Source organism: Dolichospermum sp. UHCC 0315A (genome assembly GCF_008121535.1).
In the GTDB taxonomy this organism is placed as follows: domain Bacteria; phylum Cyanobacteriota; class Cyanobacteriia; order Cyanobacteriales; family Nostocaceae; genus Dolichospermum; species Dolichospermum lemmermannii.
In genome coordinates, this window is the sequence record NZ_CP043056.1 from 3,694,397 (window position 1) to 3,718,370 (window position 23,974).

Annotated in this window: 25 protein-coding genes; 16 read left to right on the plus strand and 9 right to left on the minus strand. The window is 38.1% G+C overall.

The window, feature by feature from the left end; translation table 11 throughout:
- Positions 1 to 25: 25 nt before the first annotated feature.
- Together BMF77_RS17670 and BMF77_RS17675 are read right to left on the minus strand one after the other, a co-directional pair.
- The gene (locus BMF77_RS17670) at positions 26 to 367 is read right to left on the minus strand and encodes a hypothetical protein (RefSeq protein WP_148764618.1); all 342 of its coding nucleotides are present in this window, start codon (positions 365 to 367) and stop codon (positions 26 to 28) included.
- A 132-nt stretch (positions 368 to 499) separates the two neighbouring features.
- Positions 500 to 1,117, minus strand: a complete 618-nt coding sequence (locus tag BMF77_RS17675) for a TMEM165/GDT1 family protein (protein WP_148764620.1) — start codon at positions 1,115 to 1,117, stop codon at positions 500 to 502.
- A 279-nt stretch (positions 1,118 to 1,396) separates the two neighbouring features.
- Here BMF77_RS17675 and arsM point away from each other — a divergent pair, with 279 nt between their 5' ends.
- From arsM to BMF77_RS17710, 7 genes are all read left to right on the plus strand, one after another.
- Entirely contained in the window at positions 1,397 to 2,365 is a 969-nt protein-coding gene (gene arsM, locus BMF77_RS17680) for an arsenosugar biosynthesis arsenite methyltransferase ArsM (RefSeq protein WP_148764622.1), read from the plus strand.
- Between the two features lie 260 nt (positions 2,366 to 2,625).
- Complete coding sequence (locus tag BMF77_RS17685; protein ID WP_148764624.1) at positions 2,626 to 2,874, plus strand: class I SAM-dependent methyltransferase; 249 nt, start codon at positions 2,626 to 2,628, stop codon at positions 2,872 to 2,874.
- A gap of 110 nt (positions 2,875 to 2,984) precedes the next feature.
- Positions 2,985 to 3,482 carry a hypothetical protein gene (locus BMF77_RS17690; RefSeq protein WP_148764626.1) on the plus strand — a complete coding sequence of 166 codons (498 nt, stop codon included), beginning with the start codon at positions 2,985 to 2,987 and terminating at the stop codon, positions 3,480 to 3,482.
- Between the two features lie 52 nt (positions 3,483 to 3,534).
- Positions 3,535 to 4,815 (plus strand): SUMF1/EgtB/PvdO family nonheme iron enzyme, encoded by a 1,281-nt coding sequence (locus tag BMF77_RS29045; protein WP_148764628.1) that lies wholly within the window; start codon positions 3,535 to 3,537, stop codon positions 4,813 to 4,815.
- A gap of 822 nt (positions 4,816 to 5,637) precedes the next feature.
- Entirely contained in the window at positions 5,638 to 5,829 is a 192-nt protein-coding gene (locus BMF77_RS17700; protein WP_148764630.1) for a hypothetical protein, read from the plus strand.
- 88 nt (positions 5,830 to 5,917) lie between these two features.
- On the plus strand, positions 5,918 to 7,006 hold the full coding sequence (locus BMF77_RS17705; protein WP_148764632.1) for an AI-2E family transporter: 1,089 nt from the start codon (positions 5,918 to 5,920) through the stop codon (positions 7,004 to 7,006).
- A 348-nt stretch (positions 7,007 to 7,354) separates the two neighbouring features.
- Positions 7,355 to 7,723: a 2TM domain-containing protein gene (locus BMF77_RS17710; protein ID WP_148764634.1), complete on the plus strand. Its 369-nt coding sequence runs from the start codon at positions 7,355 to 7,357 to the stop codon at positions 7,721 to 7,723.
- Between the two features lie 86 nt (positions 7,724 to 7,809).
- Here BMF77_RS17710 and BMF77_RS17715 read toward each other — a convergent pair whose 3' ends face one another.
- From BMF77_RS17715 to BMF77_RS17740, 6 genes are all read right to left on the minus strand, one after another.
- Complete coding sequence (locus BMF77_RS17715; RefSeq protein WP_148767059.1) at positions 7,810 to 9,414, minus strand: NAD(P)H-quinone oxidoreductase subunit 4; 1,605 nt, start codon at positions 9,412 to 9,414, stop codon at positions 7,810 to 7,812.
- A 258-nt stretch (positions 9,415 to 9,672) separates the two neighbouring features.
- Positions 9,673 to 10,185, minus strand: a complete 513-nt coding sequence (locus tag BMF77_RS17720) for a hypothetical protein (protein WP_148767061.1) — start codon at positions 10,183 to 10,185, stop codon at positions 9,673 to 9,675.
- Between the two features lie 125 nt (positions 10,186 to 10,310).
- Positions 10,311 to 11,219 carry a GIY-YIG nuclease family protein gene (locus BMF77_RS17725; protein ID WP_148764635.1) on the minus strand — a complete coding sequence of 303 codons (909 nt, stop codon included), beginning with the start codon at positions 11,217 to 11,219 and terminating at the stop codon, positions 10,311 to 10,313.
- Between the two features lie 191 nt (positions 11,220 to 11,410).
- Positions 11,411 to 11,860 (minus strand): DUF29 domain-containing protein, encoded by a 450-nt coding sequence (locus BMF77_RS17730; protein WP_053538169.1) that lies wholly within the window; start codon positions 11,858 to 11,860, stop codon positions 11,411 to 11,413.
- A 225-nt stretch (positions 11,861 to 12,085) separates the two neighbouring features.
- Positions 12,086 to 13,000, minus strand: coding sequence for a homoserine kinase (gene thrB / locus BMF77_RS17735; RefSeq protein ID WP_148764637.1), 915 nt, complete (start codon positions 12,998 to 13,000; stop codon positions 12,086 to 12,088).
- A gap of 74 nt (positions 13,001 to 13,074) precedes the next feature.
- Positions 13,075 to 13,776 carry a rhomboid family intramembrane serine protease gene (locus BMF77_RS17740; protein ID WP_148764639.1) on the minus strand — a complete coding sequence of 234 codons (702 nt, stop codon included), beginning with the start codon at positions 13,774 to 13,776 and terminating at the stop codon, positions 13,075 to 13,077.
- A gap of 119 nt (positions 13,777 to 13,895) precedes the next feature.
- Here BMF77_RS17740 and BMF77_RS17745 point away from each other — a divergent pair, with 119 nt between their 5' ends.
- The 8 genes from BMF77_RS17745 to BMF77_RS17780 all read left to right on the plus strand — a co-directional run bounded on the left by BMF77_RS17745 (position 13,896) and on the right by BMF77_RS17780 (position 20,605).
- Positions 13,896 to 15,965 (plus strand): serine/threonine-protein kinase, encoded by a 2,070-nt coding sequence (locus BMF77_RS17745; RefSeq protein ID WP_148764641.1) that lies wholly within the window; start codon positions 13,896 to 13,898, stop codon positions 15,963 to 15,965.
- A 127-nt stretch (positions 15,966 to 16,092) separates the two neighbouring features.
- Positions 16,093 to 17,206, plus strand: a protein-coding gene (gene prfB / locus BMF77_RS17750; protein WP_148764643.1) for a peptide chain release factor 2 whose coding sequence is annotated in 2 segments (ribosomal slippage) — positions 16,093 to 16,164 and positions 16,166 to 17,206 — 1,113 coding nt in all. Because the reading frame shifts where the segments join, the coding sequence is not laid out codon by codon here.
- Positions 17,207 to 17,350: 144 nt separating this feature from the next.
- Positions 17,351 to 17,506: a DUF3285 domain-containing protein gene (locus BMF77_RS17755; RefSeq protein WP_148764645.1), complete on the plus strand. Its 156-nt coding sequence runs from the start codon at positions 17,351 to 17,353 to the stop codon at positions 17,504 to 17,506.
- 13 nt (positions 17,507 to 17,519) lie between these two features.
- Positions 17,520 to 18,020, plus strand: a complete 501-nt coding sequence (gene ybeY / locus BMF77_RS17760; protein WP_148764647.1) for an rRNA maturation RNase YbeY — start codon at positions 17,520 to 17,522, stop codon at positions 18,018 to 18,020.
- Between the two features lie 183 nt (positions 18,021 to 18,203).
- Positions 18,204 to 18,626 carry a four helix bundle protein gene (locus tag BMF77_RS17765; RefSeq protein ID WP_210422222.1) on the plus strand — a complete coding sequence of 141 codons (423 nt, stop codon included), beginning with the start codon at positions 18,204 to 18,206 and terminating at the stop codon, positions 18,624 to 18,626.
- An 81-nt stretch (positions 18,627 to 18,707) separates the two neighbouring features.
- Complete coding sequence (locus BMF77_RS17770; protein ID WP_148764649.1) at positions 18,708 to 19,163, plus strand: diacylglycerol kinase family protein; 456 nt, start codon at positions 18,708 to 18,710, stop codon at positions 19,161 to 19,163.
- Positions 19,164 to 19,237: 74 nt separating this feature from the next.
- Entirely contained in the window at positions 19,238 to 19,825 is a 588-nt protein-coding gene (locus tag BMF77_RS17775; RefSeq protein WP_148764651.1) for an aminodeoxychorismate/anthranilate synthase component II, read from the plus strand.
- Positions 19,826 to 19,837: 12 nt separating this feature from the next.
- Positions 19,838 to 20,605, plus strand: a complete 768-nt coding sequence (locus tag BMF77_RS17780) for an MBL fold metallo-hydrolase (RefSeq protein WP_148764653.1) — start codon at positions 19,838 to 19,840, stop codon at positions 20,603 to 20,605.
- Between the two features lie 121 nt (positions 20,606 to 20,726).
- On the opposite strand, the gene BMF77_RS17785 is transcribed toward BMF77_RS17780, so the two are convergent.
- Positions 20,727 to 21,968, minus strand: a complete 1,242-nt coding sequence (locus BMF77_RS17785) for a VCBS repeat-containing protein (RefSeq protein WP_148764655.1) — start codon at positions 21,966 to 21,968, stop codon at positions 20,727 to 20,729.
- Positions 21,969 to 22,343: 375 nt separating this feature from the next.
- Between BMF77_RS17785 and BMF77_RS17790 the strand changes: the two genes are divergently transcribed.
- Positions 22,344 to 23,651, plus strand: coding sequence for an aminopeptidase P N-terminal domain-containing protein (locus BMF77_RS17790; RefSeq protein ID WP_148764657.1), 1,308 nt, complete (start codon positions 22,344 to 22,346; stop codon positions 23,649 to 23,651).
- Positions 23,652 to 23,974 lie beyond the last annotated feature (323 nt).

A 23,974-nucleotide genomic window follows, 5' to 3' on the forward strand; every position in this document is an offset into this window, starting at 1 on the left:
TTATTTTTTGATCAGGATGCTGAAATTAAAAGGGTAAGTATCCTGTTGTAAGCATTTTATAACCAGAGGCGATGCAAATTAGTGAGAGAAAAAACTGCCATAAACTAGTAGGGTTAAGAATTGCACGACTGCTAATAAATATGGCCATAATAGCAACGGCAACAGCAGTCCATCCCAAATCTTTCATACTTCCTGGAGCAAAAACTAGCAAGAGTACACCTGATGTTAATGCTAATACTGAAATATCAGCAGAAATTCCTCGCCACCAATAAGGATAAACATTGGTTGTAAAAAAGATATTTTCTCCTACAAGGTAAATACCCAAAATTAGCAACCCAAAGCCGACAATTCTCAGTAAAAAGCCCATAATGTACCCCTATAAAAAAATTTACATCTGACTAAGACTTAAAAGTACAACTGAGGGCGGGGAAACCACGCACCTACAGGTTTTGTAATTTTATCACGGTATCTCACTCAGGTGCATACAGGGGTATTGAATTTATTTTCCTTCTATGGCGGCCACTATGCCGAAGATGATAAATAGAAAGCCGCCTAAAAAGGTAATTTGTCTTTCAGAAATTTTACCTGCAATTAATCTACCACCGATGACGGCGATCGCTGCACAAATTGCGTGTCCTAATATTGCTCCCATTGTCACACCAATGGGGTTATTCCCGGCTGCTAAGGCTATTGTAGCTATTTGTGTGCGATCGCCCCATTCTGCTATAAATGTTAATACGAAGGATTTCAGTAAAATTGACCAAACACTTTTTGGCTGGGAATTATCTAAATCTGCTTTTTCTACCGCTTCTTGTGCTTCTTCTGCGACTTCTTCGGTAGCAGATACAGCCATTTTATTGGCATCATAGATTAATTTTAAACCAAAGGCAATAAACAAAACTATTTCGGCGTAATGAATATAGATTTTTGGTAATAAAGATACTACCTGCCCAAATGCAACTGATAAGACGGTCATAGCCGCTAAAGCAGCTACTACACCAGTGAATACCAAGCGCCGCGAGTGGTGCATGGAAAGAATTACAGCAATAAAAAATGTTTTATCACCTAGTTCGGAAATGGTAATTAGTAATAAACCTGCGGTAAAAGCTGTTAACACTCTCTCAAACTCCTAAAGGATTTTTTACCTATGTGGAGTATCAATGAGAGCAATCAAACCTCACTGAACTCCACATAGTTAAATGTGTAGTCAGTGAAGGTCTCGCTTTCAAATACTTTATTTATTCGCTATCTAAACCAGGCTCATCACCAGTATGTTGACTTAGATACACTGAACAGAAAACTTTGATTTACTGCCAGCAGCTACTCCCCTTCTATTAGTTATGTATAATACTCTTTTTGACCACAAAAGTCAAGCCATAAACCCTAATTTGAGATTATGACCTATTTAGAAACCGCAGCCCAATTTTACAGCCAAGTTGCCCAAACACCAGAAATAGGTCTTTGTTGTGTTCAAAGTACACCTTTACAATTACCAGGGCTAAAAATTCCTCTAGCTATGCAGGAAATGAACTATGGTTGTGGAACTACGGTTCATCACAACGAACTTAATAATGAACCTACAGTTTTATATATTGGTGTTGGTGGTGGTTTAGAAGCTTTGCAATTTGCTTATTTTTCTCGTCGTCCTGGTGCGATTATTGCTGTCGAACCTGTGGAAGCTATGCGAGAAGCTGCAATACGTAATTTAGAAATTGCTGCAACAGAAAACCCTTGGTTTGATCCTAGCTTTGTCGAAATTCGTCCGGGAGATGCGTTTAATTTACCTGTCGTTGATGCTTCTGTAGATGTAGTAGCGCAAAATTGCCTGTTTAATATTTTTGAACCAGCAGATTTAACTCGTGCTTTAAAAGAAGCATATCGGGTATTGAAACCAGGTGGACGCTTGCAGATGAGTGACCCGATTGCAACAAGTCCAATTCCTGCTCATTTACAACAAAATGAAAATTTACGCGCTTTATGTTTATCTGGTGCTATTACATATCAAGAATATACTCAATTAATTATTAATGCTGGTTTTGGACAAATTGAAATTCGCGCTCGTCGTCCTTATCGGTTGTTAGATAAACACAATTATCAACTACAGGAAAATCTGCTTTTAGAAAGTCTGGATTCTGTGGCTTTTAAGGTAGATATTCCCGCAGACGGAGCTTGTATTTTTACTGGTAAAACAGCGATTTATGCAGGTAAGGAAGCATTTTTTGATGATAAGAATGGGCATATTTTACAAAGAGGAATTCCTGCGGCGGTTTGTGATAAAACAGCGGGGAATTTAGCAAATTCAAATCCTGAAGAAATCATTATTACTAATTCTACATGGTATTACGATGGTGGGGGATGTTGTTAAGAGTAATTCTTGTATCTAATCTAGCTGAGGTTTCGCGCAAAGAGGCAAAGGAGCAAAGACGCAAAGCAAGAAAACTCTCGTTCCCAGTCTCTGACTGGGAATGCCATCTTAGAGGTTCTACCTCCAGGTATAATAGAGGCAGAGCCTCTTATACTAAACACGGGTGAGATTTAAACTTTTGCCAAATGACAAAGAACCCAGATGTGTAGGGGTTTAGCAGTGCTAAACCCCTACGTTTAGAATCAAACAATCAAGCCGTTTTGAGTATAACTACATTCCCACGCAGAGCATGGGAACGAGATGGCTTTGTCGAAATTCGTCCGGGAGATGCTTTTAATTTACCTGTTGCAGATGCTTCTGTAGACGCAAAGCCAGAAAACTCTCGTTCTCAGTCTCTGACTGGGAATGTCATCTTGGAGGTTCTACCTCCAGGTACAATAGAGGCAGAGCCTCTTAACTACATTCCCACGCAGAGCATGGGAACGAGATGTCTAAATAAGTGCGTGTAACTCGCTCAAACAGCAAGATTTCCCCAAATTATAAATTCTCTTGCTTTTATTTCTAAGTTCAGTATGGTTTAATTTAGATGGAATAAATAATTTTATTAAAATGGCTGTTTATGCCTAAACAAGATCCCGCAAAATTAAAAAAGGTATCCATTAGTCTTCCCTTTGGTATTGGTGCTGCGGAATGGGAGGCTGACACAACAGAACGGAAAGCCGCTTGGTCGTTGTATGTGGAACTGGTGACACGGGTTGCTGTGCAATCCTTAGAAGTTGACCAGGGGTTAGTGCGGGAAGCGTTGAATTCTTTGTATAGTTTATTCGGAACTACCCGCGAAGTTCTCAAAGCGGCTGGGCCTGATGTGGGTGCTTCTAAAAACTCAGTTGGGGGTATTGCTATTGCGGTGTTGAATAATGGGTTACGACCATTTTTAGCTAAATGGCATCCTATTTTACAAGCTTGGGAAGCAAGACGGCCTATAGGGGTGAGTGCTAAAGAACATGAGGTGAGTTGGTCTGAGGAAGGAAAGTTGCGAAGCGAGTTGGTTGCTTTGCGAGGTGATTTAGAAAAGTATGCGAAAGCTTTGGCGATTATTGCTGGTGTGGAGGAGTAAAATGGTAAAGGTTTTCTAAAAATAGTTAAATATTGAAATAAAAGGAGTATTTATGGGTGAATATCATGTATTTCTCAGTCATGCGTCTGAAGATAAAGAGACATTTGCTAGACCATTGTATGAAAGATTAATTTATGAAAACTATCGAGTATGGTACGACGAACAAGAAATTGAGTGGGGAGATGAATTAAATAGGAAAATTACAGAAGGTCTAAAAAAATCACAGTATGGAATGGTCGTAATTAGTCCTAATTACTTTGCTAAACACAAAGAATGGACTTTTATGGAATTTGATAATATATTAGAAAGTGATAAAATTCTGCCTATTTTGCATGGTATAGATCTGCCACAAATTAAAAGAGAGCATCCAAAAGAATACGAGAGAATAAAGAATTGGCTGTCCATTAGTAGCAACAAAGGAATTGAATATATTGTCCAGCAAACCCACAAAAAACTTGGATTTCCAATAAAGAAGTTTGACTTTCAAACTGCTAAGATATCAACAAATTTGCTATCAACGGTAACAAGAAATACGCCGTTAAATTACTTTTCTAAAAGTGCAGAATATTTTACACAAAACCTGCGAAATGGTGTAACTTTAGAAATGGTGGCTATTCCTGGAGGAACTTTCAAAATGGGTTCTCCAGAAAATGAGCAAGGTTATAGTTCTTATCAAAGTCCACAACATCAAGTTACTGTTCCCCCATTTTTCATGGGTAAATATCCAGTTACTCAAAAACAATGGCGGGCTGTAGCTGCACTAGGAAAGGTTAACATTGATTTAAAATCCGATCCATCTTATTTTAAAGGTGATAATCTGCCTGTTGAGTGTGTATCATGGAATGATGCTCGAGAATTTTGTGACAGACTTTCCCGAATGGCAAATAAAACCTATCGTTTGCCTAGTGAAGCTGAGTGGGAATATGCTTGTCGTGGAGGAACTACTACCCCGTTTTATTGTGGGGAAACAATTTCTACAGATTTAGCTAATTATAATGGTAACTACACTTACGGGCAGGGACAAAAAGGACAATATCGAGAAAAAACCACAGAGGTAGGAATTTTTCCCGCCAACCCTTTTGGTTTATATGATATGTGTGGGAATGTGTGGGAATGGTGTGAGGATGGGTGGCATGAAAACTATATAAACGCGCCTACCGATGGCAGTGCTTGGACAAGTCTAAGCAGTCAACGTAAACTGCTGCGCGGTGGTTCGTGGGACCTCAATCCTGGGAATTGCCGTTCTGCTTTTCGCTACAGCTACCTTCTCGGCTACTGCAACCTCACTATTGGTTTTCGGGTTGTATGTAGTGGTGCGGCGAGGACTTGTTAGCACTCTGCACTTTTGCTCTCTGCGCTCTTATTCTTTTCACTTCCCTAGCGTAACGGAGTGGAGCGATCAAAAATATTTTATTTAGATTTCGGGAATGATTGATGGGTTGTCTCTCTATGATATAGGAAACTTTCGATTTAGTCAAGTGGTATGTCCCAATTATCAATAGTCTGTCACTTCCCCCTGTCTCTTAGAGGTTGTTTGAAAAGTATTATATCAAACCCGTAATCTCCAAAAACCTAACCCCCCTACCCCCCTTCCCTGCAAGGGAATGGGGGTTTTAAAGCCTCTCCCCTTGCAGGGGAGAGGTTTGGAGAGGGGTCAGTCTATACATTCAAAACTTTTCAAACATCCTCTGATGTTGAATGACTTTTAAAACATCCTCTAAGAGGGTGTTTGAAAAGTTATGGTTGATGTATCAAATATTTTTTACCCCACCCTAACCCTCCCCTTGTAAAGGGGAGGGAACTGGATTTTTATTGTTTCCCCCCTTTACAAGGGGAAAGGGGGGTAGCAATGTGATGAAAATTACGCAATACCACTTTTAAAACATCCTCTTAGGTTGAATGACTTTTAAAACATCCTCTTATAGAAATTCGTGCTAGAGATGCTTCTATGATTACACCTTTTTTTCAACAGCTAAATTCACCTTTAACAAAAAAGGAAATTAATGCCATAAAAATCTTGCCCGCGTGAGCGAGACGCTCACACTACAGTCCATCATTTTTATCTTGACAAACTACTAGGAACGAGATAAAGATTTATTATTTTCAGTTATTATTTGGTATATACCCTATAAAATTATGTGTTCCCCGCACTGTTATGGAAAATCAATTGGGATTTTTGCTGAAGCTGCTATTATTTTCGACTTTGCTATCGGTATTAATTAAATATGCTGCTCCGTTTTTAGGGATTCCAGCAACGGTGACAAATGTGTTAATTATGGTTTTGTTACCAACTATAATTATGGTAACTGTTCTCCTGTGGCGAATACCAAGACAAAAGCAAAATTAACAGAAAAAATATAGTCAGTGTTGCTAAAATCAGCTAATCTAACTGCATTGTCATCAAAAAGCATTTTACCAAGCTGGGAGTCTTGCTTGTGAATCTTGGTCAATGGATAGGCTTAATTGCTTTAGTTATATCTTTATACATATTGTGGCAACTTAGGGACGTTTTGCTGCTAATATTTGCGGCGGTTGTTTTAGCGACGACTTTAAATCGTCTCGCGCGACGCTTTCAAAGTTTAGGAATAAAACGAGGATTATCAGTTTTATTAGCTGTAGGGATTTTCTTTGCGGGTGTTGTCTGTTTTTTCTGGTTAATTGTCCCACCTTTTGTCCAGCAATTTCATGAACTCACTTATCGAGTTCCCCAAGGATTTGGGCGGTTTAATAGTTGGATTGATGTCCAAAGAACTCATATTCCTGCACAATTATTACCCTATATACCGGATCTTAATAGTTTAATTGCACAAGCTCAACCACTATTTAATCGCCTATTAGGTAACTCTTTTGCTTTTGTTTCTGGATCTTTAGAAGTTGTTCTCAAAATTTTATTAGTCCTGGTTTTAACAGGAATGTTTTTAGTTAATCCTGATGCTTATCAAAAAGTATTTGTTCGCATATTTCCCTCTTTTTATCGGCGACGGGTGGTGGGAATTTTAGAACAGTGCGAAGTTTCTTTAGAGGGATGGGTGACTGGTGCTTCTATTGGAGTTTTTGTAGTTGGGTTGATGAGTTTGGTGGGTTTATCAATTTTAGGGGTGAAGGCTGCATTGGCTTTGGGTGTGTTAGCCGGATTTATGAATTTAATTCCTAATTTGGGTCCGACTATGAGTGTAGTCCCAGCAATGGCGATCGCTCTTTTGGATAATCCCTGGAAAGCTGTTGCTGTTTTTGTTCTCTACTTTTTTATTCAACAGGCTGAGAGCAATTTTATCACACCTGTAGTTATGGCACATCAAGTATCTTTACTACCAGCAGTTACTTTAATTTCTCAGTTATTTTTTGTGACATTTTTTGGATTTTTAGGATTATTTTTAGCACTTCCTTTAACGGTTGTTTTCAGAATTTGGGTGCAAGAAATATTGGTTAAAGACGTGTTAGATAAATGGGGTAATTATGCAGAAGATAATACCGAATTAGTGATAGTGGAGAAGTATTCAGATATCAATGATGAAGTGGAATAGTTTAGGAGGGTACTTTTGTATAAATAAATTCATAAATACATTTACTTCTGATCAGATTTTCAATTTTTGAATATTTTATACTTGTTAAAAGTATAAATAAAATTATAATTGTAGTATTACAAACTTCATTTTTTCTCAGAAATAGAAGAAAAAACACTATCTAAGGAATGATTTATTTTTTAATTTTAATTTCATCTATATTTGTGCTGTTAATTACGACATCAATTATTTTTCAGATATAAAATGTGTTTCTACGCAATTCGTAGGCACATATATTTTTAATGATTGTGTAGCTACCGTTTCAAAAGTAACTCTCAAAAGTATTTTTTACCATTTTAGGTATTGATAATGACTTACAACTCAGAGGAAATGCAGCAGATTCTTGAAGTAGCTTTTAGACGAAAGCAACAGGGAGAATATACAAGAGAACAAATTATAGAAATAGCCTCAGAATTAGGTGTTTCTTCAGAGTCGCTACAAGCTGCGGAACAAGAATGGTTAAAAAATAATATAGAAGTGAAACAAGAGCAAATGTCTAATAGTCAACAACGGAAAGGATTCAAATCACACCTATTTGCTTTTATAGCAATTAATGGTTTTTTAGTGCTGTTAAATCTGGTGGTAAGTCCTGGATATTTTTGGGCAATTTATCCCATATTAGGATGGGGATTAGGTTTATTATTGCATGGAATGAAGGTTTATATTAGTAATACCTAAAAGAGATCCCCGACTTCTTGAAGAAGCCGGGGATCTTATCCCCTTTTAATTTAAGATTTACTACAGCGTCTTTTTGGGCTTGATAATTACTCAACTATATTCACTATTTCAGAATTAGCTAATGTTGGTGCGGTGAAAATTTGCGAGTACAAATTTGTAGGTTGTTGACGAGCAACAACTGGTAAGACTTGACGAGCATGAGCCGCAACTTCCAATGTTTTCACATCATAAGCTTGTGTGATCATCTTAGGATAAAAACCAATACCAATGATGGGAATTAACAAGCAAGCGGTGATAAACAATTCACGAGGCTTAATATCAAGAACTACAGCATCTAAATGTAAGTCTTGATGTTGATTACCGTAGAAAACTTGACGCAACATGGAAAGTAAATAAATGGGTGTCAAAATCACGCCAACTGCTGATAGAAAGATGACTACAATTTTGAAGCTAGAACTGTAAACATCGCTAGTAGCAAAACCTAAGAACACCATCAATTCACCGACAAAACCACTCATACCGGGTAAAGCCAGAGAAGCCATTGAACCGATAGTAAAGAGAGCGAAAGTTCTGGGCATTACTTTAGCTATACCGCCCATTTTATCCATTACTAAGGTGTGGGTACGTTCGTAAGTTACACCAGAAAGGAAGAATAAACTAGCAGCAATTAAACCGTGAGAAACCATTTGTAATACAGCACCGCTAATCCCGATTTCTGTATAAGATGCAATGCCAATTAACACAAACCCCATGTGGGCAATTGAAGAGTAGGCCAAACGGCGTTTGAGATTGGTTTGAGCAAAGGCACAACAAGCGCCGTAAACAATATTAACTACACCTAAAATCGCTAAAACTGGCGCAAAGGCAACATGAGCATCAGTTAACATCTCTACGTTGAAGCGAATTAGGGCATAACCACCCATCTTTAACAAGACACCGGCTAAAATCATTGAACCGGGTGCAGATGCTTCACCATGAGCATCAGGCAACCATGTATGTAACGGGAAAATTGGTAGTTTGACACCGTAAGCGATTAAGAAACCTGCATATAGTGCTAGTTCTAAGGTTTTGGGATATTCTTTCATTCCCAATTCGGTCATGTTGAAGGTGAAGTTATCACCATAGAAGGCCATTGCAAAACCAGCTACCAGTATAAATATAGATGCTGCGGCGGTATAGATAATAAATTTGGTAGCTGCGTAACGGCGGTTTGCACCTCCCCAGATGGCAATTAGCAAGTAAACGGGTACTAACTCTACTTCCCACATCAAGAAGAACATTAACAAGTCCTGGGAGAGGAATACACCTAACTGAGCGCTGTACATAATCAACATCAACGCATAAAATAAACGCGGCTTGGTGGTTACTTTCCAAGCCGCGAATACTGCGAGTGTGTTAATGAAGCCCGTTAGAAGTATCAGGGGCATTGATAAACCATCAATGCCTAGCGACCAGTTCAAGCCAAGTTGGGGTATCCAAGGATAGCTTTCTGTCATTTGCAGGGCTGAACTTTGAAAGTCGTAACTCTGCCACAGGGCAAAAGTCATGAATGCAAAGTCTAATAGTGCCACTCCCAAGCCGTACCAGCGGACGGTTTTACCCTCTTTATCGGGAATGATGGGAATTGCGAGGGCTGCCACTAAAGGCAGGAAGATTATGGCTGATAACCAAGGAATTTCTATGGCATTCATCACTGTTGACAATATGTTTTTGGTTTTGCTTTTGTTTACATTATATTAAGGAATCGTTACGTCTGTAAACGATTTCTTATGAAGATTTCCAATTTGGAGGACAGATAGTCATAAATACTTACTAAATTATGCCGCGAGTCCATTCTAAATGTAAATTTTTGCAACGTCAACAAAAAAACAGCGACTAATATCGCTGTCTTTAGTTATAATGAACAGCTTGAGGATAAATTGAATTTTTATCAAAGTTATCTCTGTTTCTTAGACAATACGGTTGACAATCATCCATACTTCTCCATCTGATCTGATGAAAGGGACAGAAATTGTCTTAAAGCCTGTGATGAAAGGTTTGTAGTAAACTTGCCAATACATGGGACTAAGTTCATCAGCGCAGGTTTTTAGCAGTTTAATTTCTTTAGCTAGTTCTAATGCTAGTTCGTTAACTCGTTCGGCATGAATTTGAGCAATTTTTTTAGCTTCTTCTAGCTGTTCTTGTTGTTGGGAGATGCGGATAGACATGGGCAAATACCGATTGAGATGGGCTTTTCTTTGTTGTATTTGCTTTTCTAGGTAATATAGGGCATCGTCTATGCCTTTAAGTTCGGCGGATAGTTGGACGTTTTCTCTGGCTTGACGACGGTAAGCTGCAACTATGGCTAGGGGTGAGTCGTTTTCGCCCGATTCTACATGATGATTAGTCAGTGCAGCGCGTTCTTGTTGGAGTGCTTGAATTTGAGATTTCAGTGCTGCTATTTCTGACTGGATTTTTTCCATATCCATATATATATGATGATTGGGGGTAAGTGAAAAAGCTGTTACTTCTTCTGGGCGATCGCTTGACAATCAAAATAGTCACGGCAAGAACAGCACTCTGCTTGCAGCAGTGCTACGCCATCGCATTAAGTTGTTGGCTGAATTTGTTTGTTAGCTTTTGATATTTCTTGCTTCTCAATTTCATGTAACTTTTTGCCGGAAGAATCTTTCCATTCCTTCAATCCGTTTGCACTACGCCCCATTATTACATTTGCTGCTGCTGATGGGCTACTAAACAACCAATCGGATTTAAAAACAAGTTTGTCATCTACTTGAACAATAATTTCATTCTTGATAAGTTCATTCCTTAGTTTGTCAAGTCCTCTTTCACGATAAGACTCTACCGTTTCAGTCGCAATCTCAGAGTTACGAAAAACAACAAATCCATCTGATGTTCTTTTACCTTTTGCGTTAGCACCACTAGCTGCATTTATGTATAGGTTCTCATCATCATTGTTATTGACTGGCTCTTGCTTTATAAGAGGATCAAAAACTTTAAAGCCCATCGTATTTATGAGGATTTTGATATACTCAATAAACTCTTCCATTTCTGCTTTGTCAGATTCAGAAATAGAACTTTTTGTTGGAGTATTGCTGTTTTGTACATCATATCTAGATGCCATATTCGCCATTTCAAACAATCTGGACTCCAGGTATTTTATATGTGCTTTATTAAGGTTATCATCCTTACTAATAAATACGACTGCTTCATTCCAAAATTCTTTTTTTGATACATGGTCAACAAGTCTAGAATAAGCATTTTCAGCCTCACCAATGTATACTTTAGCCTTATCAGTCAATGTCTCAGGTTTTCCAAACAATAAGTAAACTGTAGTGCTTCTAAGGTCTTCTCTGTCAGAGCAATCTTTTACTTTGCCTCTAGGAATTCTGTAAGCTTTTCCTGTCCAATTAGATAGTTCACAGGCTATTCTTCCATCTGGATCTGAATCCATCAAGAAAAGTTTTATTGTTTTTCCATATTTACTTGTATACATAAGATTTACTCGAAAAAGCTAAACAGTTGAATTAAGCGATAAGCGATTCTTACGAAGTGCTGGCACTATTGCATCTAATAATATCACGGTTTTATCCGCTCTAATGATATTTTATACATTAATTACTTGTCAATTAGTTGTGTGTGACAATCGCTTCACACTCCATAGACATCACACAAACAATGACTTAATCAATTAGGTAAATAATGAATATCAAGAACTTCCTCCAAAGAATAAGGACATTCTGCGGGAAAATTTACAGTAAAACCTGTTTTTTCTTGAACATAACCCAAAGCGTCCTCATAAATAGTTGTAAAAATAGAATTCAAATAATTATACAAATTAGATGTTAATCTATCTTTTAACTGTACTCGAAAACTTCTAATTTCTGAACGCCAATGATTTTTATTTCTGTCATATTCTTGTGTCCAAAACTGCAATAATAAAAGATGTCTAATTACTTGTTCTAGTAGGCTTTTAACTTGATGCTTATCTCTTTTTGCCAATGATTCCAACTCCTCAATTAAATTTTCTAAATCTAACTCATCAAAACGACTTTGTTTTAATAATTTAATAGTTTCTAATAACCATAAATGGTCATCTGTTTCATAGATCTGCTGCAAATTAGTAATAACTGTCATAACTTTACCTTTTGTTATTTACAAATTACACATACAATCAATATATATTGTAAGGTGCATCGGACTCGATAATTTAATGTTAATCAACAAAATGAAATGTTTAAAGTAGGGGAACACTTCTGTTCCCTTCCCATGACTTAAGTCACACTACGTTATCACCGATACGTTCTCAACTCAAATAGGATTGCTATAGATGTTTGGTGTTGCTGCATTTGTAATTATCTATTACAAAATAACCGCCCCTTGCCGATCCAGGGGAAGCGATCGCACAATTGAGTTCATACCCATTGCAGTCCAGGCATTTGCCATTGCTGTTTCTACGGATTTGGCATAACTTATATCCACTAAAGCCAAAAGTGTGGGGCCTGCACCACTAATTACCATGCCATAAGCACCAGCAGCCACAGCAGCCGCATTCACAGTATCATAACCAGGAATTAAAGCTTGGCGATAGGGTTGATGTAATTTATCTTGCAAGGCGGCTATTAACCATTCTTCTCGATTAGTTGCTAAACCGCGCAACAATAAACCCAAATGAGAAATATTGAAAATTGCATCAGCACGACTGACTTCTGTGGGGACAACCTTTCGCGCTTCTGAGGTTGATAACTCAAAATCAGGAATTGCTACAACTGGAACTATATCTCGATGCCAGAGAATATCACAAACTTCCCAACCTTTTTTGCTGGTAGCAGCCAGACGACAACCACCTAACAACGCTGGTACTACATTATCAGGATGTCCTTCCATTGCGATCGCTAATTCCATTACCTGTAACTCAGACAACGGTGAACCAGCCAACTCATTGGCAGCAACTAACCCCCCGACAATAGCAGTCGCAGAACTACCCAAACCTCGCGCTAAAGGTACACCCAAATTAATTTCTATTTTCACCACTGGTGGTGTTTTTTCTATATATTGGTATAACTTGACAAACGCCTGATATAAAAGATTACTCTCATCAGTTTGTACCTTTGCGGCTTCCGAACCAGAGACTTGAATAATTAACTCACCTGCATCAAGAATAGTAAACTTAAATTCGTTATACAGCTTTAAAGCTGCACCTATACAATCAAACCCCGGTCCCAAATTCGCCGTCGTCGCGGGAACTTTAACAGTAATGCTAGAAACTACAGACATTGAAGTTAATTTAAAATTCCAATATGAACAATCCCATCTTACAGGTTTTTTGCTATCATCAGGATTATAATTACCTAAAGCCTTTGTCTAATTTTCATAAAAGCCGCACCCGTCACTAAAGCCGCAAATTGTCCCCAATAACTCACACTAGAGAAGGAACTACCACCCGTCATATTTAAACTCCCTATGCCATAAAATGACTGCTGGATAAACCACCAAAATAAATATAAAATAGCTGGAACTTCCACAGGGATATACAAAACCAATAAAGTCAAAACCGAATATATTTTTGCCTGGGGAAACTTGATCAAATATGCACCTAAAATAGATGCAATAGCTGCATTAGCACCGATAATTGGTATTGTTAAATCGGAGGATAAAATAATTTGGACTATACCAGAAAAAAAGCCAGCAGTTAAATAAAGTAGTAAATATTGTTTATGTCCTAAAATACTTTCCACCGTTTTTCCAAATACCCACAGAAACAGCATATTTCCTAAGATTTGGCTAAAACTGCCATGGAGAAACAGGGATACAGGTAAAGAAAGTAGCCGCCAAAATACAATTACCCAAGCCGCAGAATTGTAAAAAAAAGCGTTAGCAATTGAGATATTTATTTGAGATGGAATAATTCCCCAATTATTAATTAAATTTCCTAATTCATTACTCCACTCTAATTTTATTTCCCAGAGAAATATGACTACATTAATCCCAATCAACCAATAATTAATAATAGGCTTTTGCCAACTGCGAATATTATCATCTATAGGAATCATCTTGATTTTAACATTTGAATTACTAATTTTTAACTACTAATTAATATTTTTTTCCATCTCCTCATTTTTGTGTGGCAAGATTATCATAATGTAACACAATATTCAAATAGGCTCAGGAAATGCTAGGAAACACCCTTGTAGGCAGATACCAAATCACCAATTACCTGGGAGGTGGCGGATTTGGTGAAACTTATGTTGCTAATGATACTCAATTACCAGGCTCACCCCAGTGTGTAGTCAAGAAACTCAAACCTCAATCTACTGATATTACCACTTTAGAAATAGCTCGGAGGTTATTTGACACAGAAGCCCAAGTTTTATATAAATTAGGAAATCATGATCGCATTCCGCAACTTTTAGCCTACTTTGAAGAAAATGCCGAATTTTATCTGGTTCAGGAACTAATTATTGGTAATGATCTCAGTCAAGAATTCAAACCTGGTGTCATCTTTACTCAAAATCAGGTAATGTCTTTATTACAAGAAATTTTAGAAATTTTGGATTTTGTCCATCAACAAAAGGTAATTCATCGTGATGTCAATCCTCGGAATATTCTCAGACGAGAACAAGATAATAAATTAATTTTAATTGATTTTGGTGCAGTCAAACAAATTACGACAAAATTAGTAAATTCTCCAGACATTACCAAATCTACTGTTGCTATTGGTACACCCGGTTATACTCCTGGAGAACAAGCACAAGGAACACCAAAATTTAGCAGTGATATCTATGCTTTGGGAATTATTGCTATTCAAGCTTTAACAGGATTATCACCAGATCAATTAGAGAAAGATGTTGAAACTAATGAAATTATTTGGCAAAATTTCGCCACTGTATCTCCAGAATTTGCCCAATTTTTAAATCAAATGATCTGTTATGATTTTCGCCAACGTTATGCTTCAGCAACAATAGCATTACAAGCTTTACAAGAATTAAATAAAAATACATCGGGAACAATAATTATTTCTCCTGCTACTTTACCAAATCAAGTGAAAAATCCCCAAAAGACAAAAGGGATATTTTGGAAATTGCTATTAGGAATATTCATTTTAGGTATTGGTAGTTTCGGCGCAATATTTATGCTCAATCGCCTGAATAGTAAAAACGCTATAGAATTATATAATCAGGGTAATACTCTGATTCAATTACAACGCTATCAAGAAGCTTTAGCAACTTACGAAAAAGCCATAGATATCAAACCTGATTATCCTCAAGCTTTATATGGACAAGGTAAAGCATTATTTCAATTAAAGAAATATCAAGAATCTTTAATAGCTTATGATCAAGCCATTCAAATTCAACCCAATTATTTAGAAGCTTGGACTAATCGAGGTTTTGTTTTAGTCAGACTAAAACGTTATTCAGAAGCAATTGCCACTGTAGATAAAGCTTTACAACTAAAAAATGATGAACCCCAAATTTGGCAACTTAAAGGTGATATCTTCATAAAAATCAGCCAATACAATGATGCAATTAAAGCTTATGAACAAGCAATTAATTTCCAAGCTGATAATCCTGAATTATGGTACAAAAAAGGATTAGCATTCCAAAATCTTAAACAATATGAAGAAGCAATTACAGCTTATAAAAAAACTGTAGAATTAAAACCTGATCATGAATCAGCTTGGTACAATTTAGGTAATTGCTTGGTTAATTTAAATCGTTATGAATTTGCTTTACAAGCTTATGATCAAGCCGTGCAGTATAATCAAAATAACTCCGCAGCTTGGTTATCAAGAAGTAATATATTAATGACATTACGCAGATACTCAGAAGCAATTGATTCCTTTACCCAAGTAATTAAAACCAATCCTCAACAATATCAAGCTTGGTATAATCGAGGTTGGGCATTACATCAAGTTAAACGCTATGGAGAAGCAATAGAATCTTACAAAAAAGCTATTAGTTTAAAAAGCAATGATTATTTAGTATGGTATAATTTAGGGAATACACAATATAACTTACAAAAATATCAAGAAGCGATCGCCTCCTATAATAAAGCCACCCGTTATAAACCCAATCATTATGAAAGTTGGTACAGTAAAGGCAACGCTTGGTTAAATTTGCAACAATACCAACAAGCGATCGCCTCCTACGACAAAGCCATAGAATATAAACCAGACTACCAACAAGCCATAGAAGCCCGGAAAAAAGCCCAAAACACCCCAAAATTCCCCATCAACTTCTGATCCCTGATTTCGGATAAAATGATTCCATTCCGAAAACTCCTTCTCTTCGCGCCTCTTCGCCTCTGCGTGTTAGCGAAGCGGGGCGAAGCCTGAAAAAAATTATCTTAATTAATCAGCAACACCACTTATGGACGTATTAGAACTAAAACGCGAAATCGAAACATTGTCTAGCCGCCTGGGTAAAACCCAGGACTATCTTTGACGTACCCGCACTCAAAGCCAAAATTCACGACTTAGAACAAATATCCGCCCAAACAGAATTTTGGGAAGACCAAACCCAAGCACAAAACACCCTGCAAGAACTCAATGATCTAAAATCCCATTTAGATCAATATTACAAATGGCACGCCAACTTAGACGATACCAGAGTAGTAGTTGAGCTATTAGAACTAGAAACCGACACAGCACTATTGGAAGAAGCGGAATCTACCATTAGCAAACTCAATCATGACCTAGACCAATGGGAACTACAACAACTCCTTTCCGGCACTTACGACGATAAAGGCGCAGTCCTGACAATTAACGCCGGTGCTGGTGGCACAGACGCACAAGACTGGGCATTTATGCTCATGCGGATGTATACCCGGTGGGCAGAAGATCATGGTTATAAAGTCACCCTAGCCGAAGAATCAAAAGGTGAAGAAGCGGGAATCAAATCAGTCACCCTAGAAATCACCGGACGCTATGCCTATGGTTACTTGCGTTCCGAAATGGGGACTCACCGTCTCGTGAGAATTTCCCCCTTCAACGCTAACGGCAAACGGCAAACCAGCTTTGCCGGCATCGAAGTCATGCCGCAAATAGATAACACCGTCAAATTAGACATACCAGAGAAAGATTTAGATATTAGCACCACCCGTTCTGGCGGTAAAGGTGGGCAAAACGTCAACAAAGTAGAAACCGCAGTCCGCATAGTTCACCTGCCCACCGGTCTAGCAGTCCGGTGTACAGAAGAACGTTCCCAACTACAAAACAAAGAAAAAGCACTCGCCCGTCTCAAAGCCAAACTGTTAATCATTGCCAAAGAACAACGCGCCCAAGAAATTGCCGAAATTCGCGGTGATATGGTCGAAGCTTCCTGGGGTAATCAAATCCGTAACTATGTATTTCACCCTTACCAAATGGTGAAAGACCTGCGGACAAACATCGAAACCACAGCCATTACCGATGTCATGAATGGAGAACTCGATATGTTTATTCAAGCCTATCTCAGACAAGAAAACCAGATAGTTGACGCATAATAGGGAAAAGAGGGGAGAAAATTTCTCCTTTCTTCCTTTGCGCCTTTGCTCCTTTGCACCTTTGCGCGAAACAAAATTAAGAAGTGTAACTCCCATTCCTCCACAATCGGTTACAGTGATAAAAGAATTGATGATCAATTAATTATGGACAAAACCCCAGATTCAGAACCTCAACCCAGCTATGTCAAACTCGCCATGCGAAACATGGTCAGAAAAGGCGGCACTTCCCTCAAACACTTTGCCTTAACTGCTGTAGGACTATTATCTGTCCTCGTGGGTTTAGCATATCTTACCCGCTAAGAGAGGAAAACTCGTGTCTCTACAGGTAGAGTTATATTTAGAAAATTGTTTTTATGACTCTTCCCCAATTCCTTCCGCAACTTGGGAAAATTGGTTTGAGCAATGGTTAGAAATTCTTGAAGATTATTTACCAACTGCACCTAGTTACGAAGTCAGTTTGCGGTTGACAACCGATACAGAAATTCAAACTCTCAATTCCCAATATCGTCAACAGGATAAACCCACAGATGTCTTAGCCTTTGCATCTCTAGAAGCCGATTTACCACAAAGCGAAGAAATGCTGGTTTCTATGCCTTTGTATTTAGGTGATATAATTGTCTCTATAGACACGGCACAACGTCAGGCAGAACAGCAGGAACATAGCTTATCTACAGAGTTGGCTTGGTTAACGGCGCATGGTTTACTACACTTGTTAGGTTGGGATCATCCTGACGAAGAGAGTTTGATGGAAATGTTAACCGAACAAGTTGTATTACTGAAGAAAATAGGTATTATTATTAACTTAGAGTCGTAAATGTATGGTGACAATTGCGAATTTTGGTAATAACTTTATAGTTGAGATATTTAAAATAGCCTATAATGCCCTCACAGTTGATCTAGGTGGGGGAGGTAGAGGGAGTAGGGAAGGTAGAGGGAGTAGGGAAGGTAGAGGGAGTAGGGAGTGAAGAGTAAAAGAGTAAAGGAGGTGAGAAAGAAGATGATTGGTAACTTAGACGAATCAAACTCAATATCAATGGTTAAATTTTATAGAGATTTGGGAATTTATCAAATTGCTTTTGAAGCAGCAATGAAAATTTTTGAGTTATCAAAAAAATTTCCTGTTGAAGAAAGATATTCTCTAACAGATCAAATTCGTCGTTCTTCTCGTTCTGTTTGTGCGAATATGGCAGAAGCTTGGCGGAAACGTCGTTATGAGGCTGCTTTTGTTGCTAAATTAAATGATTGTGAGGCTGAATCTGCTGAAACTCAAACATGGATAGAATTTACAGTTAAGTGTAATTATTTAGATATTGAAACAGGACGTAAACTTTATGGTAATTATAATCAAGTTTTATCTGGTTTAGTGACTATGATCAATAACCCATCACGCTGGTTAATGAATCATAAAAACCATAAATAAACACCATAAATATTAATCTTCCCCAACTCCCCCACATCCCCAACTCCCCACATCCCCCACATCCCCTACATTCTTTTGTCTATGTCCCCAAAAGTTTCGTCATCACCAACCAATAATAGCTTACCAACGCTTGTGTCCAAAGATAGGGAACTTTCCTGGCAAATTGCCTCTAATTTATTTGTTAGTTTTAAGTATGCTTGGGCTGGAATTACTTACGCTTTTCAGACTCAACGGAATTTTCGGATTCATGTAGCCGTCTGCGCTTTAGCGATTGGCTTAAGTGTATTTTTACGGTTAGAGACAGTGAAAGTATCCATAATTGCTGTTACCAGCGGTTTAGTTTTAACCTTAGAGTTAGTCAATACTGCTATTGAGTCAATTGTAGATCTAACGGTAAAACAGTCTTATCATGAGTTGGCAAAAGTTGCTAAAGACTGCGCTGCTGGTGCTGTACTTGTCTCAGCTTTAGTCGCATTATTGATTGCCTCTACACTAATATTGCCTCCTTTAACAACATTAATTCTGTCTACTTTTTAAATGGTAGATTGTGAATAGTAGAGACGTTTTCAGGGAACATCTTTGATATTTTTAAATGAAATTAGGTAAAAATTGTGATATTAGTCATTGATAATTACGATAGCTTTACGTATAACTTGGTACAATACCTGGGAGAATTAGCAGTAGATTTCCCAGTTGCCAATGACCTGCAAGTGGTGCGGAACGATAAGATTACTGTAGATGAAATTAGGGTATTAAACCCCGATGCAGTGGTGATTTCCCCTGGTCCTGGTCGTCCAGATGATGCGGGAGTTTCCCTGAATGCGATCGCCCAATTAGGAGATAAACTCCCAATTCTAGGCGTGTGCTTAGGACATCAAAGTATTGGCCAGGTTTTCGGAGGTAAAATTGTTTCCGCCCCAGAATTGATGCACGGAAAAACCTCTTTGGTATCGCACACAGGCATCGGAATTTTTCAAGGTTTAGAAAATCCTTTAACCGCTACCAGATATCATAGTTTAGTTATTGAGCGCGAAACTTGCCCAGAAGTATTGGAAATTACGGCTTGGGTAGAAGACGGCACAATTATGGGCGTGAGACACCGGAACTATCCTCACATTCAAGGAGTCCAATTTCATCCAGAGAGTGTCCTAACTGCTTTGGGTAAGGAATTACTGAGAAATTTTCTGCGAACTTTGTAAAGCGAGTATTTTATGAAACGACGACAATTGATAGGCTATGCTGGGGCGGGTTTAGTGACGGCTGTAGTGACTAATTTGGTTGATCCAGTTCCAGTAAATGCTCAATCTAGTGGTGTATCAATTCAGTGGTTAGGACATACTTGCTTTTTATTAACCAATGGTAATGTCAAAATTCTCATCAATCCCTTTACTACTTTAGGCTGTACAGCTAAATATCGTCCCCCAAAAGTTGCATCAGATTTGGTATTAATTAGTAGTCAATTGTTGGATGAAGGGGCAATAGACAAAATACCAGGAAATCCCAAATTAGTTTATCAGCCCGGTGTCTATGAGTTTCGCAGCGTTAAGTTTCAGGGAATTACCACAGACCATGATCGTAATAGTGGAAAACGATTTGGGAAAAATGTGGCTTGGAAATTGAACCAAGGGGGAATTAATCTGCTGCACTTAGGGGGTTCTGCTGCACCGATTACCCTAGAACAAAAAATCCTCATGGGTCGCCCCGACGTGCTATTTATACCAGTGGGAGGAAGTGCTAAAGCTTATAATCCCGAAGAAGCAAAGCAAACTATTAAAGTCTTAAATCCTAAGTTAGTCATTCCCACCCATTACCGCACTCAAGCCGCTGATGCTAAAGAGTGTGATATTACCCCAGTAGATGATTTTCTGACTTTGATGCAGGGTGTTAATATTCGCCGCAGCAATAATGATTCTGTAGCGATTAATTCTAAGAGTTTGCCTGAAAATACGGAAATTCAGGTTTTGAGTTATAAGTTTTGATATCAATTCTAACCCGCTACTAAAAAGCGATCGCTATCTTTGATTTCTAGGAAAGCGATCGCTGAATATAAGTTCAGAAAGTCTTAATAAATTGATAATAGACCAATTACCAATTACCAAATCAACCTGTATACCATTCTGGAGTCAGCTTATCTGCATCAGAAACAGGAGTTTCAGTCGCTAAAGTTCCATTCATCGTCCAGATTTTATCTGCGGATGTTTGTTGATCTCTCCAGTAAATATCAGTCTTACCATCACCATTGAAATCACCTAAAGATGCTGTCAAACCAGGAGTATTGCTAGGTAAGAAAGCTTCAGAACTTACCGTTGTACCATCCATCAACCAAGCAGTATTTGCACCACTAGCCGCATTGTGCCAGAAAATGTCAGTTTTACCGTCGCCATTGAAATCGCCGATTTTCGCGCTCCAATCTGTACCCAAAGTGCTAACAACACCTTCAGTCACAAAAACGCCATTCATTGTCCAAATCTTATTCTCACCTGTAGCGGTATTGCGCCACAGAACGTCAGTTTTAAAGTCGCCGTTAAAATCACCAAGAGTAGAAGTCCAGGAAGCATCTTGAGATTGAAGATCATACTTGGTGGCTTGGCTGCCATCCATAAACCAAGCGGTATTTGCACCTGTGGTAGGATTGCGCCAGAAGATGTCACTCTTACCATTACCATCAAAATCAACAATGGTTGCAGTCAATCCTGGTGCTGTAGTTTCTAAAACAGTTGCACTAACTACTGTTGTTCCATCCATTTGCCAAATAGCATTTTCACCAGTAGTGGCATTGTTCCAGAAAATGTCAGTTTTGCGATCGCCATTGAAATCGCCAATACTAGCAGTAAAACCTGGATCAACTCGATCTAAAGCTAGGAAACTAGAGACTTTTGCACCATTCATTAGCACAATTACATTTTCACCAGTTGCTTTATTGCGTAATAAGAAATCAGTCTTATTATCGCTATTAAAATCAGCAGTTTTATAGTCCCAGGTATTTAAGTCATATTTACCCAAAGAAGCTTGTTCTAAAACTTGTGTTCCGTTCATCAAGCGAACTAAAATTTCACCAGTTTGAGCATTTACCCAAAGTTTATCTGTTTTACCATCACCATTAAAATCAGGAACAAGGGCTGCACTGGTTAAATAAGGATTAGGATTGGGGTTAGCACTGCCTCCAATTGGCAATGTAGGTAATGGATTTGTTGGAACTAATGGATCTGCGAATGCAGATCCAGAAGAACTTCTAACGCTAAAAGATGAAGTATTTAAATCTTCAAGAGGTGATGCTTGCTCGATTTTATTTTGAGCTTGTAAACCGTAATTTCTTGTATCTAAAGATAATTGATCAGGCATGACTTGTTTTTATGAGTTATTAACATCTATTTTTAATTTGATTTATATGAAGATTCTGTAAATAACAAACATTTGGTTAATTATTTTGATTGAATGTCATTATTTATAGACATTTTCATAATGTTCATCAACACTAACTTTTAATTTTTAAAGTCATATCTAAACAATCAAAAAATATTTTATATTCTGTTTATCAATGTCATCATTTAAAAATGAAATCCTGTTTTGTTGACAATCTCATCCCTAAAAGTCCTCATGGATTGTCAAGGAAATTAAAAATTGGTTAAAATGACTAAAATTAGCAATTTTCCTGACAACATTTATCAGTAGTCTATAATTGTTAAAGCCAAAAACAACACTATCAATAAATCAACTATGCAAACAGAATATCGGCAACGTCGTGAGCAGTTAATGGCGAAAATAGGCAGTGGTACAGCGATTTTTAGAAGTGCGCCGACCGCAGTAATGCATAACGATGTCGAGTATATTTATCGTCAAGATAGTGATTTCTTTTACCTAACTGGCTTTAATGAAGCCCAAGCAGTCGCAGTATTAGCACCACATCATCCAGAACATCGGTTTATCTTATTTGTCCAACCCAAAGACCGAGAAAAGGAAGTTTGGAGTGGTTATCGTTGTGGAATAGACGCAGCTAAGGAATTTTATGGTGCAGATGTAGCTTACCCCATTGCGGAGTTAGATGAAAAGTTACCCCAATATTTAGAAAAAGCCAATTGTATCTATTATCATTTAGGACGCGATCGCAATTTCAACGACAAAATTCTCCAACATTATCAAAACTTACTCCGAACCTATCCCAAACGTGGTACAGGCCCCACATCCATCACCGACCCTGGTACTGTCCTCAACACCATGCGGTTATATAAAAGCAAAACAGAATTAGACCTAATGCGTCAAGCCGTAGAAATTGCCGTAGAAGCCCATAATTATGCTTTGCAAACCACCGCACCAGGACGTTATGAATATGAAATCCAAGCCGAAATAGAACATATTTTCCGTTTACGGGGTGGGATGGGACCAGCTTATCCTTCTATTGTCGCATCAGGTAAGAATGCTTGCGTACTGCATTACATTGAAAACAACTGTCAAATGCAAGCCAATGATTTACTCTTGATTGATGCAGGTTGTGCTTATGGTTATTACAACTCTGATATTACCCGCACATTTCCCGTTAGTGGTAAATTCACACCCGAACAAAAAGCATTATATGAAATAGTATTAGCAGCACAAAAACAAGCAATAGCAGAAGTAAAACCGGGTAATTCCTTCCATGCACCTCATAATGCAGCCGTGCGAATTTTAACAGAAGGATTAGTTGAACTGGGTTTACTCAAAGGAGAAATTGATAAACTAATCGCAGAGGAAAAATATAAACCCTTTTATATGCACCGCACCAGTCATTGGTTAGGCTTAGATGTCCATGATGTCGGCGTTTATCAACATGGAGAAAACCCCCAAACCTTACAACCTGGCCAAGTGCTAACCATAGAACCAGGACTTTATATTGTACCGGATACCAAACCCGCCGAAGACCAACCGGAAATTGATCCTCGCTGGGTAGGAATTGGGATTCGCATTGAAGATGACGTATTAGTTACCGCAGATGGAAATGAGGTTTTAACAGCGGGAGTTCCCAAGGAAATCAAGGATTTAGAAAAATAGTGGCAAAGTATTTTGTAGGGTGGGCAATGCCCACCAAATCATGATTGAGAAGTATAATTAATGATGTGATAGTTATTGGTTTGATGATGATCGTAAAAACTTCTATGTAAATGGTCAACTTCGGGGTCATTGTGAAGAAAGAAAAATTTACACTGGCAATTTTTATTCTACTTTTAACACATACAAAGGTCGTTTAGGAACAGACATGAATATTTATGATTCCTATGATGTCAAAGTTGGTTATCTGGATAGTTGTGGGAACGTGCATAAAAATGATGGAACAATGGTTCTTTCAGGTGAAAATCATAGCGGTTTGGCAAATG